Here is a 14,247-nt window from a genome sequence, read left to right on the forward strand (position 1 = left end):
GGAGAGGGAGAACACACCGTGGGATGAGATTCGGGCCCGGAGCCGACCGCTTCGCACTTTCGCACTTCGCACTTCGCACTTCGCACTCTCGCTTGACACCCCCACCCCCGCGGCCTACGCTACCCGGCTCGCACGTTCCGACGCTCCACAGGCCGAAAGTCCCATGGCTGACCGAAGACAGGACGCGCTCGACTACCACAGCAACGGGCGGCGCGGCAAGATCGCGGTGGTCCCCACCAAGCCCGCCAGCACCCAGCGCGACCTCTCGCTGGCCTACTCGCCCGGCGTGGCCGAGCCGTGCCGCGAGATCGCCGCCAACCCCGAGGACGTCTTCAAGTACACGGCGCGCGGCAACCTGGTGGCCGTGGTCTCCAACGGCACCGCCGTCCTCGGCCTCGGCAACATCGGCCCGCTGGCGGCCAAGCCGGTGATGGAGGGCAAGGGCGTGCTCTTCAAGCGCTTCGCCGACATCGACGTGTTCGACCTGGAGGTGGGGAGCCAGGCGCCCGACGACGTGATCCGCTTCTGCGAGTTGCTGGAGCCCACCGTGGGCGGGATCAACCTGGAGGACATCGCCGCCCCGGAGTGCTTCTACATCGAGGAGGAGCTCAAGCGCCGCCTGGACATCCCCGTCTTCCACGACGACCAGCACGGCACGGCGGTGATCAGCGGCGCGGCGCTCCTGAACGCGCTGGAGATCGTGGGCAAGCGCATCGACCGGGTGCGCGTGGTGTTCTCCGGCGCCGGCGCGGCGGCGATCTCCACGGCCGAGCACTACGTCTCGCTCGGCGTGCGGCGCGGCAACATCTACATGGCCGACCGGATGGGGGTGATCCGCACCGACCGCGCCCCCGAGCACATGGACCCGTACAAGGCCCGCTTCGCGCAGGAGACGGAGTGGGAGACGCTGGCGGACGCGCTCCGCGGGGCGGACGTCTTCGTGGGCCTCTCCGTCGGCGGGGCGGTGACCAGGGAGATGGTGGCGGCGATGGCGGAGCGGCCGATCATCTTCGCGCTGGCCAACCCCGACCCCGAGATCCTCCCCGAGGAGGTGGCCGAGGTGCGCCCGGACGCCATCATGGCCACGGGGCGGACCGACTACCCCAACCAGATCAACAACGTCCTGGGCTTCCCCTTCATCTTCCGCGGCGCGCTCGACGTGCGGGCGCGGGCCATCAACGACGAGATGAAGATGGCGGCCACCCGCGCCCTGGCCGAGCTGGCGCGCCGCGACGTCCCCGAGAGCGTGGAGCGCGCCTACGGCGACGAGCGCTTCCGCTTCGGGCCCGACTACCTGATCCCCAAGCCGTTCGACCCGCGCATCATGCTGTGGGTGGCGCCGGCCGTGGCGACCGCGGCGATAGAGACCGGGGTGGCGCGGCGCGAGATCGACCCCGACGCCTACCGCATCGAGCTGGAGGCCCGGCTGGGGCGCGGCCGCCAGGTGATGCGCGACATCATCAACCGGGCGCGGCGCGACCCGCGCACCATCGTCTACCCCGAGGGCGAGCACGAGCGGGTGATCCGCGCCGCCGCGCTGGTGGTGGCCGAGGGGATCGCGCGTCCGGTGCTGCTCGGCCGCTCCGACCGCATCGAGGCGAAGGCGCGCGCGCTGGGGGCGTCGCTGGAGGGGGTGGCGGTGGTGGACCGCCTCGGCGACGAGGAGCGGCTGGAGCGCTACGCCCAGCGGCTCTGGGCGCGCCGCCAGCGCAAGGGGATGACACTGGCCGACGCGCGCGGCGAGGTGCGGCGCGCCATCCCCTTCGGGTGCATGATGGTGGCCGAGGGCGAGGCCGACGGGCTGGTGGCGGGCGAGGACCTGCACTACCCCGAGACGATCCGCCCCGCGCTGCAGACCGTCGGCACGGCGCCCGGGGTGCGGCGGGTGGCGGGGCTGTACATGATGGTGACCGAGCGCGAGATCCTCTTCTTCGCCGACACCACCGTGAACATCGACCCCAACGCCGAGACGCTGGCCGAGACCGCCACGCTGGCGGCGGCGTTCGCGCGGCGGATGGGGCTGGTGCCGCGGGTGGCGATGCTCTCGTTCTCCAACTTCGGCTCGGCGCCGCACCCGCACTCCGGCAAGGTGCGCCGCGCCACCGAGCTGGTGCGCTCGCTGGACCCCACCCTGGAGGTCGACGGCGAGATGCAGGCCGACACCGCCGTGGTGCGCGACCTCCGGCTGGGGCTGTACCCCTTCACCACGCTGCGCGAGCAGCCCAACGTGTTGATCTTCCCCGACCTGGGCTCGGCCAACATCGCCTACAAGCTGATGATGCGCCTCGGTGGCGCCGAGGCGTTCGGCCCGATCCTGCTGGGGATGGCGCACCCGATCCACGTGCTGCAGCGCTCGAGCGAGGCCGCCGAGATCGCCAACCTGACCGCCGTGGCGGTGGTGGACGCGCAGGAGCACGCCGGGATGCGCTTCCGCGCCGCGCCGCCGATGGCGATGGTGTGAAAGACGAGTGCGAAGTGCGACGTGCGGAAAACCAGTCTCACACGGAGTCAATGGAGTCAACGGAGAACACCCAAACATCTTCTGTTGACTCCGTTGACTCCGTGTGAGGCTTTTCGGTTCTGGATTCCAATTTCCCACCGATCCTCCGACCAGTAGCCACGAATTACGATGCCCGATCTCCCCACCGTCGAGATCCACTACCACCGCCTGATGGGCGCCGCGCAGGTCTTCCGGCAGATTGTGCTGGAGGACGCGGGCGACTACGTTGTCACCCTCCTCGAAGCCGCCGATCTGTCGCAGCCGGCCACCGACTCCGCCGGGAACGTGATCCTGGAGCCCGGCGCGCCGGTGGTCTGGTTCACCTACCGCGGCGCCTGGCACGACGTCGGGCGCTTCCACCGGGCCGACGGCACCTTCACCGGGCTCTACGCCAACGTGCTGACGCCGGTGAGCATGGTGGGCAACTGGTGGGAGACCACCGACCTCTGCCTGGACGTCTGGCTCTCCGCCGACGGGCGGCTGGAGGTGCTCGACCAGGAGGAGCTCAAGCAGGCGCAGGCCCGCGGCGCCGTGGCCCCCCAGGCCGCCCGGCGCGCCCGCGAAGAAGCCGTCCGCCTCTTCGAGGCCGCGCGCCAGGGCGCCTGGCCGCCGCCGCACGTGCACGAATGGACGCTGGAGCGCGCGCGGGAGAAGGCCTCCGGCGCCACCCCCGGCACCACCGCCCGGAACGACGCATGACCCCTCGCACCCCCGCCCCCCGCGCGCGCCTGGCCCCCGCGCTCCTGGCCGCCGTGCTGGCCCTGACCTCCACGGTCTCGGCGTGCGCGCAGCCGGGCTCCGGGGCCCAGGGGCGGCAGGGCGCCGCGGCGACGCCCGCCCAGGTCGACTCCATCCTCCCCCGCGCCGACCGCGGGCGCTCCAAGGGCTCCGACTCGGCCCGGGTGACCATCATCGAGGTCTCCGACTTCCAGTGCCCGTTCTGCCGCCAGTGGTTCGACCAGACGTACGCGAAGTTCGACAGCGCGTACGTCCGCACCGGGAAGGTGCGGATGGTGTTCATCAACTACCCGCTCCCCAGCCACACCCAGTCGTACCCCGCCGCCAAGGCCGCCCTCTGCGCCGGCGCGCAGGGGAAGTTCTGGCCGATGCACGACCGGCTCTTCTCCACCCAGCGCGAGTGGAGCGGCCAGAACGACGCGGCGCAGCGCTTCGCCCGCTTCGCGGTGGACGTGGGGCTGGACGCCGCCGCCTGGCGCGACTGCTACGACAACGACCGCGTGGCGCCGGTGGTGATCAACGACGTGAGCGGCGTCACGGGCGCGGGGATCCAGGGGACGCCCACCTTCATCGTCAACGGCCGCCAGCTGCTGAACGGCGCCGTCACGTTCGAGGAGATGAGCCGCGCCGTCGAGGCCCATCTCTCGGCCCCGCCCGGCCAGGCGCCCGCGCCCCCGCCCGCTCCGGCGCCCCCGCCGGCCCCGCCGGGAAGCTGATCCCGGGCGAAGCGAAGAGGCCGCCCTCCCGATGGAGAGCGGCCTCTTCCGCGTTCACGCGGGGCGCGTTCCGTCTGCGCGGCGCCGAAAGGGGGTCAGCCCTGCTCGCCGGCGCCGGGGGCCTCGCCGCCCAGCTCCAGCACCCAGCCGGGTGGCGTGCGCGAGAGCCCGGTGAAGACGCCGCGGAACGCGGTGACCACCTGCCGCACGGCCTGCGCGCGGTCGTCGCCGGAGAGCGGCCACAGCAGCATCTCCAGGGCGTTGGCCGCCTCGGGGGTGGGGAGCGAGTCGTCGGGCGCCTCGGCCACGCCCTCGCGCAGGTGCTTGAGGTACCAGCGCTTCCAGAGGCGCGCGTTGCGCTCGTAGGGGACGGAGCCCTCGATGAACTTCTTGGTGGCGCCGACCTTCACCCCGGCGCTCTTGGCGACCTTCCGGAGCGACGTCTTCGCCACCTGGGCGCGCGCGTGCTCGCGGATGCGGTCCATGGACGGCTCCGGGACGCGCTCGATCACCGGGACCTCCCGGCGGGGGTCCCGGAGCGGCGTCCGCGCGCCGCTTGTGCACTGTGTTTACTTAGTTTCGGCTTACACTCTACAGATTAAGGCCGATTTTTAAGCGTGGCAAGGGGCCTCCTCTCCACAAGTGCACAGATATACAACGTAGACGCCCCGGCACCTTCCCGAAACCTGTTCTGCCGGTGGCCGGAATCGTTCGCCTGCAACGACTTGGCGGATTTTGCGCACCTCCGTGCGCGGCGGGCGGCTCAGGGCTGATCCGGCGCACGATCCGGGCGTGCTGCCCGTCCCGCAAGCCCCCCCGGACCAGGGTGGCGGAGCGGCACGAGCGTGAGGGATGCGCGCCCGACAGGGCCGGGACCGTGGCGGCCGGGCAGTTTCGGCCGACGCGGGCCCGGCGCCGTTGGGCACGGTGGTATCGTGCCCTACGGCGCGCGCAGCCCGGCCCGGAGCGCAGCGGAGGGACACGCCCAAAACTGCAGTGCGAAAGTGCCAAGTGCGAAAGTGCGAAAGTAACTGCAGTTCGATCACTCTCGCACTCTCGCACTCTCGCACTTTGCGTCAGCCGCCGTAGAGGCCGCGGTAGACCTCGGTGTTGCGGGTGAGGATCTTCACGTAGTCGCGCGTCTCCTCGAAGGGGATGCGCTCGGTGAACAGCTCGCGGTCGCGCGCTTCGGGGAAGGAGCGCCAGCGCGCCACCCGCCCCGGCCCGGCGTTGTAGGCGATGAAGACGCTGACGAGGTCGCTGCCGTAGCTGCGCACCTGGGCGGCCAGGAAGCGCGTGCCCAGGTGCACGTTGATCTCGGGGTTGAAGAGCAGGTCGCGCTCCCAGCCGCGGATCCCCGCCCCCGCCGCCAGCCCCGCGCCCGTGGCCGGCATCACCTGCATGAGCCCCATGGCCCCGGCGCGCGACTGCGCGCGCGCCATGAACGACGACTCCTGCCGGATGAGCGCCGCCACCAGGAAGGGGTCCAGCCCGCGCTCGCGCGCCTCGGCGGCCACCAGCTCGCGGTAGGGGAAGGGGTAGAGGATGCGCACCAGCCGCGCGTCGTACGCCGCCCCCGCGGCGCGCAGCGCCAGCCCGATGCGGATCCCCTGCGGCGCGTAGCCGCGCTCGGGGAGCGCTTCGGCCAGGGGGTAGAGGAGCCCCGGGTCGGTGCCCGCCTCGCGGACGCGGCGGTCGACCTCCTGCTTCGCCTCGTCCAGGAGCCCCGCGGCGCGCAGCAGGTCCACGCCGCGCATCCACCCCGCCACACGCCCGGCGGCCTCGGCCGGGAGGTGCGGCGCCTGGGCGAAGGGGATCGGCCAGTAGCGCTCGCCCAGCCGCCGGGCGGAGAGCACCGAGTAGTACGAGAGCGGCTCGCGGGCGCGGACCTCGCGCCAGCGCGCCCGGGCGGCCTCCTGGTCGCCGCGCGCGGCGTGGGCGCGGCCGGCCCAGTAGCCGGCCTGCAGCCACTGCGGGCCCTGCGGGCTGGTCGAGCGGTACTCGTCCCACGCGCGCGCGGCGCCCGCGTAGTCGCGCGCCAGGAACGCGGCGCCGGCCACCCGCATGAGCGCCAGCCCCGCCGGCGCGCTCCCCGGGTACTCGGCCGCCACGCGGCGGTAGAGCTGCGCGGCGCGGGCGTCCGTCCCCGCGTCGTCGGTGAGGTCGGCGGCCAGGTAGAGCGCCTCCCCGGCGGCGGGCTGGCCCCGGTAGCGCTCCGCCGCCGCCAGCAGCGCGGCGACGGCCGCCGCGCGGCTCCCCCGGCGGTACTGCGCGCGGGCCGCGTACAGCGCCGCCTCGGCGGCCACGGGGGGAGGCGCCTCGGCGGGCAGCGGGCGCAGCGCCTCCTCGGCCTCGCCGTAGCGCCCGGCGGCGAAGAGCATCTTTCCCATGCGCAGCCGCACGTCGTGGCGCTCGGGCGCGGTCCCCGCGCCGGAGGCGAGCCAGGCGCGGTAGCCGCCGGCCGCGCGGGCGGCGTTGCCGTGGCGCTCGTAGACGGCGGCGATCGCCAGGTGGTCGGCGGGGCCCAGCCCCGGCAGCTCGGAGAGCCAGCGCGCCGCGTCCACGGCGGCCGCGGCCTCGGGGGCCGCCTGGGCGGCGGCACGCAGCTCGCGCCGGGCGCTCTCCGCGTCGCCCAGGTCGAGCGCCACCCGCGCGGCGACCGCGGTCATCTCCGCGCTGTCCTGGGGGGTGGCCGCGCGGGCGAGGTAGGCGAGGGCGGCCTCGCGGGCGCCGCGCAGGTCGCGGGCGGCGCGGTGGGCGGCCACGTGCGCCCGCTGCGCGCGCACCGGCAGCTCGGCGGCGGCGCGCGGGGCCAGCAGGGCGCGCACGCGGCCGGGGTCGCCGCGCTGGGCGACCGCCTCGGCGGCCAGGAGGCCCGCCCAGGCGGCGACCTCGGGGGCCTGGCCGCCCACCCGCTCCAGCCCGGCGACGCCCGCGTCCACCTGCCCCGCGCGCAGCAGCGCCCGCGCGTGCCGCAGCTCGGCGATCGCGCGCTCGTCGCCGCCGCGCTCGTGGGCCAGGCGCAGGTAGCGCGCGTAGGCGTCGGCCGCGGCGGGCCACTGCCCGGCCTCCTCCCGCGCCTGGCCGAGCAGGTACCAGCCCAGCCCGCCGCCTGCCGCGTCGAGCCACGGCCTGCCTTCCAGCAGCTCGCGCACGCTGGCCCAGCCGCCCCACCCGGCCTCGGCGCGCGCGGCCGCCAGCACCAGCTCGGGGCTGGACCCGGGGCGCAGGATCTCGCGCAGGCGCCGGGCGGCGCGCCAGTTCCGCCCCTGGCGCAGCAGCTCGCGCACGTCGGCCGGCACGTCCTGCGGGAGCGGGACCGCCTGCTCGGGGGTGGTAACGGGGGCCGCCACCTGCGTCAGCGGGCGCGCCTCGCCCTCGCGGGTACCGCCGGGCAGCAGCCGCAGCACGCCCCAGAGCAGCAGGGGCGCGGCCAGGAGCGGGAGGGCCAGGAGGAGCCGGCGGCGGTCCATTTCGGCTGGTCGCGGGTTCGTGGACGGGGGATCAGGGGCGCGGCTTGCGAAACGTATGCCTCGCCCGGGCCGCGCGGCGCCGCGAGCCCGCCGTCGGGCCCCCCGCTTGCACTCCGCCCGGTCCCGCTGTCCCCATGTCTCCGGAAGGCGGACCCGTGCAGGCGACGACGTTCTCGGCGTTCGAAGAGCAGGCGCGCGGAGCGGTGCACTGGATGCAGCTCGCGGTGGAAGCCGCGGGGGCGCTGGTGATCGCGCTGGGGGTCGTCCTGGCCGCCGTCGCCTTCGTCCGCTCGCTGTCGGGAGGCGACGACCGGCGCGGCTACGCCCGCGTCCGGCTGACGCTGGCGCACTACCTGGCGCTCGCGCTCGAGTTTCTCCTGGCCGCCGACATCCTGGCGACCGCCATCTCTCCCACCTGGGACCAGATCGGCAAGCTGGCCGCGATCGCCGCCATCCGCACCGGCCTCAACTACTTCCTGATGCGCGAGATGCGGGACGAGGGCAAGGAGGCCGTCCGCGGGCCGGGGGATGGGGGTGCTGCCGGTTGAGATGGCGGGGAGGCCTGATGGAGAGCCGGCGGCGGGAGGGCCGCCGCCGGCCTGGTCCGACGCGTGTCAATAAGCCGGGTCGGCGCACTCCGGGCAGGTGCGGTTGGGCAGGCACGTCGGCTTGCCGTACGCCGTGTAGCAGGTGCCCGCAGGCGTCGCGACGAGCCCGAGCATCTCGCGCCCGTGCACGGTTCCCCGCTCCGCTTCGTCCTCCCGCGTGGTGGGGAACGACTCGACGCGCAGGTGGTCGAGCTTCAGCCGCAGCTTTCTCATGTTCGCCTCTCCGGGTTGAGTGGTGCTCCGTCCGGGCGGCCGAGCGCGGCCGCGGACGGGGGCAAGCGCGCGCGCCGGCGGGGAGCCGGCGCGCGGGTCGGGTCAGCAGAGGTCGAGCTGGAGCGTCTGGCAGCACTCCGAGCCGCACGAGCCGCCGCAGCTGTTGGCGCAGGTGTACCCGCACGTGTTCACGGCCGCGTCGCACGTGTACTGGCACACCGAGGGCGAGCAGGCGCCCGTCTCCGTGTTGCACTGGTTCTCGCCGCAGTAGCTCGGGCCCGACGGGCAGTACTGGATGCTGTCGTGACCGTGGACGGTCCCGCCCTCGCCCCCCCCGGGCGTCGCCTCGAACGAGGCCACCTCCAGGTCGTCCACGTTCAGCCGCAGCTTCTTCATCCGGCCCTCCCTGGTGCGGGTGGACGCCTCCGCGCACCGGACTCCGTGACATGGCCCGGCCACTTCGAAGGCGGTTGATTCCCATCATGATATTTCGCCACTCCGACGCATCTGTCAATAATGGTCTGATAACGTGTAGCAACGATGCGATGACGGGACAGTATTCTCCCTGCTCGCTGGTCTCCTGGTAGGCCAGCGAAAGGAAAGACGCCCCCCGGAGTCGGCTCCGGGGGGCGTGAGACATGAAGCAGCGATGGATCAGTCTCCGGCGCTGGTCTGCAGCGCGCGCCGTATCAGCGAGCGCATCCGGTAAGCATGATCGATCTCCCGCTTCCGCCGCTCTGCCTCGTCCATCCGCTCATTGAAGCGGCGGAGGAAATCGGGGTCGCCTTTCGCGATCCGCATGAGCCGGTCGAACTCGGCCTGAAACTCTTTCTCGGTCATCACTCACCTCTTTCCTGATCCATAATCGCCTGACGGCGCAGCAGTTCTACCATCTCCGTCATCGTGTCGAGCCGCTCGGTCAGTTGCGTAACAGTCTCCTGCAACGTCGCGATTTGTTGATCCCGCTCCGCATCCTGGCTTTCGTTGCGCTCGATGCGGCCTTCCCACTGAAGACTGAGTATTGGTGCGTGGCGACAGGGGTTCGGCGGGGGCGCGAACAACCTATCACGACGAAAGCAAAATGAACAGAGTGGACCGGGCGTTTCGTTTTTCCACTCCCCTCCGCCGGTCTTTGCCGGGCCACACACTTTCGAGCGCGCCCGCCTCGATGGTCGCGCGCGGCGCCCCCACCCCTTGACGTAGCGCACGCGGCCGGAAAGGTTCACGAGAGAACTCCCCTCGCGGGACACCCCTCCCCTTGCTCCCTGTTTCAGGAGGTGCGTATGGCGTCAGCGCCCAGCTTTACAACCGACCGGCTGCGCAACGTGGTGGTGGTGGGCCACGGCGGCAGCGGGAAGACCACGCTGATCGACGCCTGCTGCCACACCTCGGGCGCCACCCGCCGCCACGGCTCCAGCGCCGAGGGGACGGCGCTCACCATGTTCACCCCCGAGGAGATCTCGCACGGCATCTCCATGAACGCCTCGGTGGCGTACGCCACCTGGATGGACGCCAAGATCAACTTCATCGACACCCCCGGCTACCTGGACTTCCTGGGCGAGGCCAAGGCCGGCATCCGCGTGGCCGACGGCGCCCTGGTGTGCGTCTCGGGCCCCAGCGGCGTGGAGGTGGGCACCGACCGCGTGTGGGAGCTGGTGCAGGAGCGGCACCTGCCGTCGATCTTCTTCGTCACCATGATGGACCGGCAGAACGCCGACTTCGAGCGCGTCTACCAGGACGTCAAGGAGCACCTGACCCCCAAGGTGATCCCCGTGGAGGTGCCGATCGGCGCGGGCGAGGACTTCAAGGGCATCGTCGACCTCTTCGCCGACAGGGCCTACTTCTTCAAGGACGGGCAGAGCGACGAGTACGACGAGCGCGACATCCCCCCCGAGCTCAAGCCCACCTGCGAGCGCTACTACAGCGAGCTGATCGAGACGATCGCCTCCACCGACGACACCCTGCTGGAGCACTACCTGGAGGGCGACACCATCACCCGCGAGGAGGCGATCCACGCCCTCAAGCAGGCCATGCTCCGCGGCGAGCTGTACCCGCTCTTCTGCGGCGTCCCCACCGCCGAGTGGGGGACCAAGGCGCTGCTCACGCGCATCGTGGAGCTGATGCCCTCGCCGCAGGAGCGCCCCGCCGAGGAGGCGCAGGGCCGCACCGGCAACGTGGTGGAGCTGCGCAACCTGAACAGCGACCCCTTCGCCGCGCTCGTCTTCAAGACCACCAGCGAGCCGCACGTGGGCGAGCTCACCTTCTTCCGCATCTTCGGCGGCAGCGTGAAGAACGGCGACGAGGTGACGAACGCCGGCCGCGACAAGGCCGAGAAGCTGGTGCACCTCTCCATCGCGCAGGGGAAGGAGCGCCTGGAGGTCGACGAGCTGCGCGCGGGCGACATCGGCGTGGTGGCCAAGCTGCGCGACACGCACACCAACGACTCGCTCTCCGCGCCCGCCCACCCGCTGGTGCTGAAGGGGGTGGACTTCCCCGAGCCCGACATCGCGGTGGCGCTGGAGCCCGCCAAGCGCGGCGACGAGGACAAGCTCTCGGTGGGCCTGCACAAGCTGCACGAGGAAGACCCCTGCTTCGCCGCCGAGTACAACGCCGAGCTGGGGCAAACAATTGCGCGGGGGCTGGGCGAGCTGCACCTGGACGTGCAGATCGAGCGGCTCAAGCGCAAGAACGGCGTGGAGGTGGTGGTCAAGCAGCCGCGCATCCCCTACCGCGAGACGATCAAGGCGGCCTCCGAGGGGCACGGCCGCCACAAGAAGCAGACGGGCGGGCGCGGCCAGTTCGGCGACGCGCACGTGCGGCTGAAGCCGCTGCCGCGCGGCGAGGGCTACCGGTTCACCGACGCCATCGTGGGCGGGGTGATCCCGGGCAAGTACGTCCCCGCGGTGGACAAGGGGGTGCAGGAGGCGGCGCAGCGCGGCATCCTGGCGGGGTACCCCGTGGTGGACTTCGAGGCCGAGTGCTTCTTCGGCAGCTACCACTCGGTCGACAGCTCCGAGGCCGCGTTCAAGATGGCCGGCATCCTGGCGTTCCAGGCCGCGGCCGAGAAGGCGCAGCCGGCGATCCTGGAGCCGATCATGGAGGTGGAGGTGTTCACCCCCGACGAGTTCCTGGGCGACGTGATCGGCGACCTGAACCAGCGGCGGGGGCAGATCCTGGGGATGGACCAGGCGGGGCGCAACCAGAAGGTGCGCGCGCTGGTGCCGCAGGCCGAGCTGTACAAGTACAGCACCACGCTGCGCTCGCTCACCCAGGGCCGGGCCACGCACACGCGCCGGTTCAGCAGCTACCAGGAAGTCCCCGCGCACGAGGTGCCCAAGGTGGTGGAGGCCGCCAAGAAGGAGCGCGAGGAGCTGGCGGCGGCGAAGTGAAGTGCGAAGTGCGAGGTGCGAGGTGCGAGTACGGCCCCGTCCGGAGCTTCCGGGCGGGGCCGGTCTCTTTCGCACTTCGCACTGCAGTTCCGGGCATGTCCCTCCGCTGCGCTCCGGGCCGGGCTGCGCGCGCCGTAGGGCACGATACAACTGTGCCCAACGGCGCCGGGCCACGATCGCGCCAAACCCCACGGCGCGCCCGTGTCCCGGCCCTGTCGGGCGCGCATCCCTCACGCGGTCCCTGGCGGACCAGAACCCCCGTAGGGGCGAGGCATGCCTCGCCCGCCGCGTCCTGCCTCGAAGCCCACCGCCCGCGATGATCGCCGCGAGGGAGTCCGCGAAGGCGGACTTTGTGCAGTTGTAGCCCCCAATTTCAATCGGGGGATGGGTGGTTCCAATCGGGAACCGCCGATTTCAACCGGGAAACACGGTTTTAACCGGGGACGAGGTCCCAACCGGGGCGCGGTGATTTCCATCGGGAAACGGCGGTTTCGATCAGGAGGCGCGGTGGCGAAGAAGCGCAGCGGCGCGGGGCGGCACTTCGTGGGGATCTCCGGGTGGACGTACAAGCCGTGGCGGGGCGTCTTCTACCCCGAGGGGCTGGCGCACCGCCGCGAGCTGGAGTACGCCAGCCGGCGGATGGGCTCCATCGAGATCAACGGCTCGTTCTACTCCCTCCAGCGCCCCTCCAGCTACCGCAGGTGGTATGAGGAGACCCCGCCCGGCTTCGTCTTCGCCGTCAAGGGGAGCCGCTTCATCACCCATATGAAGAAGCTCCGCGACGTGGAGGTGCCGCTCGCCAACTTCCTGGCCTCGGGCGTCCTGCGGCTGGCCGACAAGCTGGGCCCCATCCTCTGGCAGTTCCCCGAGCGCATGCCCGCCGATCTGGACCGCTTCGCCCGCTTCCTGGAGCTGCTCCCCGGGACGACCGACGAGGCCGCCGAGCTGGCGAAAGGACACGACGAGCGGATGGAGGGGCGGAGCTGGACCGAGGCCGAGGCGTCGCTCCCCCTGCGCCACGCCTTCGAGGTGCGCAACCCCGGCTTCCTGGGCCCCGACTTCGTGGCCCTCCTGCGCGAGCACGGCGCCGCGCTGGTGTTCGCCGACACCGCCGGGCGCTGGCCGTACGCCGAAGACGTGACGGCCGACTTCGTCTACGTGCGCCTGCACGGGGCCGAGCAGCTCTACGCCAGCGGCTACACCGACGAGCAGCTCGACTGGTGGGCCGCGCGCATCCGCGAGTGGAAGCGCGGCTGCCAGCCCCACGACGCCGCCTGCGTCGCCGCCGAAGGCCCCGCCGCCGCCGCCGCCCGCGACGTCTACGTCTACTTCGACAACGACGCCAAGGTGCACGCCCCCTTCGACGCGATGCGGCTCATCGAACGGCTGGGCGCGTGAGTGCGTGAGTGCGAAAGTGCGAAAGTGCGAAAGTGCGAAAGGCCGCGCGAGGCTCGCAATCACGCACCGAAGCCGGCGACCGCGCCGAACGAGCCCGCCTAGGCGGGCTTTTTCGCCGTTGTTGCCGCGGATTCATCCGCCACGCGCCCCCGGCCTATCCGCCGATTCCAGCGCGCTCAGGGGGATGCGGTAGATGTCGCCCAGCCCGTTCCCCGGGGAGAGCAGGCGCCGCTGGATCTCGGCGTACGGCAGCGGCGCGGGCGGCACGGCGTCGAAGCGGCTCCGCGTGCTGCTGAAGTAGAGCCAGCGCCCGTCCGGCGACACGCTCGGGTTGAAGTCGCCCGCGGGGGTGTTGACGCCGCCCCCCAGCAGGCGCGCCTTCTGCCAGACGCCGCCCCGCCGCTCGGCCACGTACAGGTCCAGCCCGCCCACCCCGTCCATCCGCCCCTGCCCGCTGAAGATCAGGTAGCTCTCGTCGGGCGCGATCCAGGGCTCCAGCTCGCCGCGGGCGGTGTTGATGGAGTCGCCCAGGTTCTCGGGCTCGGCGTAGCCCGCGCCCACGCGTCGCGCCACGTACAGGTCGTTGCCGCCCTTGCCGCCCTCGCGCACGGTGCCGAAGTACAGGTTCCCGTTCGCCGCCACCGCGGGCGACCACTCGGTGCGCGGCCCGTTCACCGGCGCACCGGCGCTCCGCGGCTCGCTCCACCCCGAGGCCGTCTTCTCCACGTACCACGCGTCGTACTCCGCCGCCGCCGTGTCGCCCGTCGCCGGGCGGTTGGAGATGAAGAAGAGCCGCCGCCCGTCGGGCGAGAGGTGCGGGTCGGCGTCGCTCCAGCGGCCGGAGAAAGGCGCCACGCGCGGCTCGCTCCAGCGGCCGCCCTCCAGCCGCGACTCCAGGATGGTGAACCAGGTGAAGCTCCCGTTGGCGCGGCAGAAGTACACCGTCTTCCCGTCCGGCTCCCACGCCATGAAGAAGTCCCACGCCGGCGTGGAGAAGACTCCCTCGCCGTACAGCTCCGGCCCCGCGGCGGCCCCCGGCGCCTGCGCGCGGAGCCCCGGGGCGGGCGGGAGCGCGGCGGCCAGCGCCGCGAGCGTCAGGAGGCGGATCAGCGTGCGCATCGGCGGCTCCGGGGGCGGAGGGGAGGAGAGAGGAAAGTGAACAGTGTCGCCGCTGGCCTATTTCACGCGGTCGCTTGACTTTGCATGGCCCCG

General features: G+C 72.4%; 13 protein-coding genes. 6 read left to right on the forward strand and 7 right to left on the reverse strand.

Translation table 11 applies throughout. The annotated features are described in order from the left end of the window. The first annotated feature begins 163 nt into the window (after nucleotides 1-163). From VF746_00545 to VF746_00555, 3 genes are all read left to right on the forward strand, one after another. Nucleotides 164-2,461, forward strand: a complete 2,298-nt coding sequence (locus VF746_00545; protein ID HEX8690898.1) for an NADP-dependent malic enzyme — start codon at nucleotides 164-166, stop codon at nucleotides 2,459-2,461. 168 nt (nucleotides 2,462-2,629) lie between these two features. Beyond that, nucleotides 2,630-3,199 (forward strand): DUF402 domain-containing protein, encoded by a 570-nt coding sequence (locus VF746_00550; GenBank protein HEX8690899.1) that lies wholly within the window; start codon nucleotides 2,630-2,632, stop codon nucleotides 3,197-3,199. Next, the gene (locus VF746_00555; GenBank protein HEX8690900.1) at nucleotides 3,196-3,954 is read left to right on the forward strand and encodes a thioredoxin domain-containing protein; all 759 of its coding nucleotides are present in this window, start codon (nucleotides 3,196-3,198) and stop codon (nucleotides 3,952-3,954) included. The genes VF746_00550 and VF746_00555 overlap by 4 nt, the downstream gene beginning before the upstream one ends. Nucleotides 3,955-4,049: 95 nt before the next feature. Here the strand turns inward: VF746_00555 and VF746_00560 are convergent, their stop codons facing one another. Further along, on the reverse strand, nucleotides 4,050-4,466 hold the full coding sequence (locus VF746_00560) for a hypothetical protein (protein HEX8690901.1): 417 nt from the start codon (nucleotides 4,464-4,466) through the stop codon (nucleotides 4,050-4,052). A gap of 564 nt (nucleotides 4,467-5,030) precedes the next feature. Then, nucleotides 5,031-7,427: a transglycosylase SLT domain-containing protein gene (locus tag VF746_00565; protein HEX8690902.1), complete on the reverse strand. Its 2,397-nt coding sequence runs from the start codon at nucleotides 7,425-7,427 to the stop codon at nucleotides 5,031-5,033. Between the two features lie 155 nt (nucleotides 7,428-7,582). Here VF746_00565 and VF746_00570 point away from each other — a divergent pair, with 155 nt between their 5' ends. Continuing rightward, the gene (locus tag VF746_00570) at nucleotides 7,583-7,975 is read left to right on the forward strand and encodes a DUF1622 domain-containing protein (protein ID HEX8690903.1); all 393 of its coding nucleotides are present in this window, start codon (nucleotides 7,583-7,585) and stop codon (nucleotides 7,973-7,975) included. Between the two features lie 66 nt (nucleotides 7,976-8,041). On the opposite strand, the gene VF746_00575 is transcribed toward VF746_00570, so the two are convergent. The 4 genes from VF746_00575 to VF746_00590 form a co-directional block, all read right to left on the reverse strand. After that, nucleotides 8,042-8,248: a pinensin family lanthipeptide gene (locus VF746_00575; protein HEX8690904.1), complete on the reverse strand. Its 207-nt coding sequence runs from the start codon at nucleotides 8,246-8,248 to the stop codon at nucleotides 8,042-8,044. A 102-nt stretch (nucleotides 8,249-8,350) separates the two neighbouring features. Then, the gene (locus VF746_00580; GenBank protein HEX8690905.1) at nucleotides 8,351-8,644 is read right to left on the reverse strand and encodes a hypothetical protein; all 294 of its coding nucleotides are present in this window, start codon (nucleotides 8,642-8,644) and stop codon (nucleotides 8,351-8,353) included. A gap of 258 nt (nucleotides 8,645-8,902) precedes the next feature. Further along, a complete protein-coding gene (locus VF746_00585) occupies nucleotides 8,903-9,088 on the reverse strand; it encodes a hypothetical protein (GenBank protein HEX8690906.1) in 186 nt (61 codons plus the stop codon). Continuing rightward, nucleotides 9,088-9,474 (reverse strand): hypothetical protein, encoded by a 387-nt coding sequence (locus tag VF746_00590; GenBank protein HEX8690907.1) that lies wholly within the window; start codon nucleotides 9,472-9,474, stop codon nucleotides 9,088-9,090. Before VF746_00590 ends, VF746_00585 begins: the two co-directional genes overlap by 1 nt. Nucleotides 9,475-9,531: 57 nt before the next feature. Between VF746_00590 and fusA the strand changes: the two genes are divergently transcribed. Together fusA and VF746_00600 are read left to right on the forward strand one after the other, a co-directional pair. Continuing rightward, nucleotides 9,532-11,637, forward strand: coding sequence for an elongation factor G (gene fusA / locus VF746_00595; GenBank protein HEX8690908.1), 2,106 nt, complete (start codon nucleotides 9,532-9,534; stop codon nucleotides 11,635-11,637). A gap of 507 nt (nucleotides 11,638-12,144) precedes the next feature. Beyond that, nucleotides 12,145-13,035: a DUF72 domain-containing protein gene (locus VF746_00600; protein HEX8690909.1), complete on the forward strand. Its 891-nt coding sequence runs from the start codon at nucleotides 12,145-12,147 to the stop codon at nucleotides 13,033-13,035. A gap of 132 nt (nucleotides 13,036-13,167) precedes the next feature. Here VF746_00600 and VF746_00605 read toward each other — a convergent pair whose 3' ends face one another. Continuing rightward, the gene (locus tag VF746_00605; GenBank protein ID HEX8690910.1) at nucleotides 13,168-14,154 is read right to left on the reverse strand and encodes a hypothetical protein; all 987 of its coding nucleotides are present in this window, start codon (nucleotides 14,152-14,154) and stop codon (nucleotides 13,168-13,170) included. Nucleotides 14,155-14,247: the final 93 nt, after the last annotated feature.

The organism is Longimicrobium sp. (assembly GCA_036389795.1).
Classification (GTDB): Bacteria; Gemmatimonadota; Gemmatimonadetes; order Longimicrobiales; family Longimicrobiaceae; genus Longimicrobium.

Bases quoted from the DNA above. Each gene is read 5' to 3' on its own strand.
- VF746_00545 (HEX8690898.1), top strand. From the start codon at position 164: ATGGCTGACCGAAGACAGGACGCGCTCGACTACCACAGCAACGGGCGG.
- VF746_00550 (HEX8690899.1), top strand. From the start codon at position 2,630: ATGCCCGATCTCCCCACCGTCGAGATCCACTACCACCGCCTGATGGGC.
- VF746_00555 (HEX8690900.1), top strand. From the start codon at position 3,196: ATGACCCCTCGCACCCCCGCCCCCCGCGCGCGCCTGGCCCCCGCGCTC.
- VF746_00565 (HEX8690902.1), bottom strand. From the start codon at position 7,427: ATGGACCGCCGCCGGCTCCTCCTGGCCCTCCCGCTCCTGGCCGCGCCC.
- VF746_00575 (HEX8690904.1), bottom strand. From the start codon at position 8,248: ATGAGAAAGCTGCGGCTGAAGCTCGACCACCTGCGCGTCGAGTCGTTC.
- VF746_00580 (HEX8690905.1), bottom strand. From the start codon at position 8,644: ATGAAGAAGCTGCGGCTGAACGTGGACGACCTGGAGGTGGCCTCGTTC.
- VF746_00585 (HEX8690906.1), bottom strand. From the start codon at position 9,088: ATGACCGAGAAAGAGTTTCAGGCCGAGTTCGACCGGCTCATGCGGATC.
- fusA (HEX8690908.1), top strand. From the start codon at position 9,532: ATGGCGTCAGCGCCCAGCTTTACAACCGACCGGCTGCGCAACGTGGTG.
- VF746_00605 (HEX8690910.1), bottom strand. From the start codon at position 14,154: ATGCGCACGCTGATCCGCCTCCTGACGCTCGCGGCGCTGGCCGCCGCG.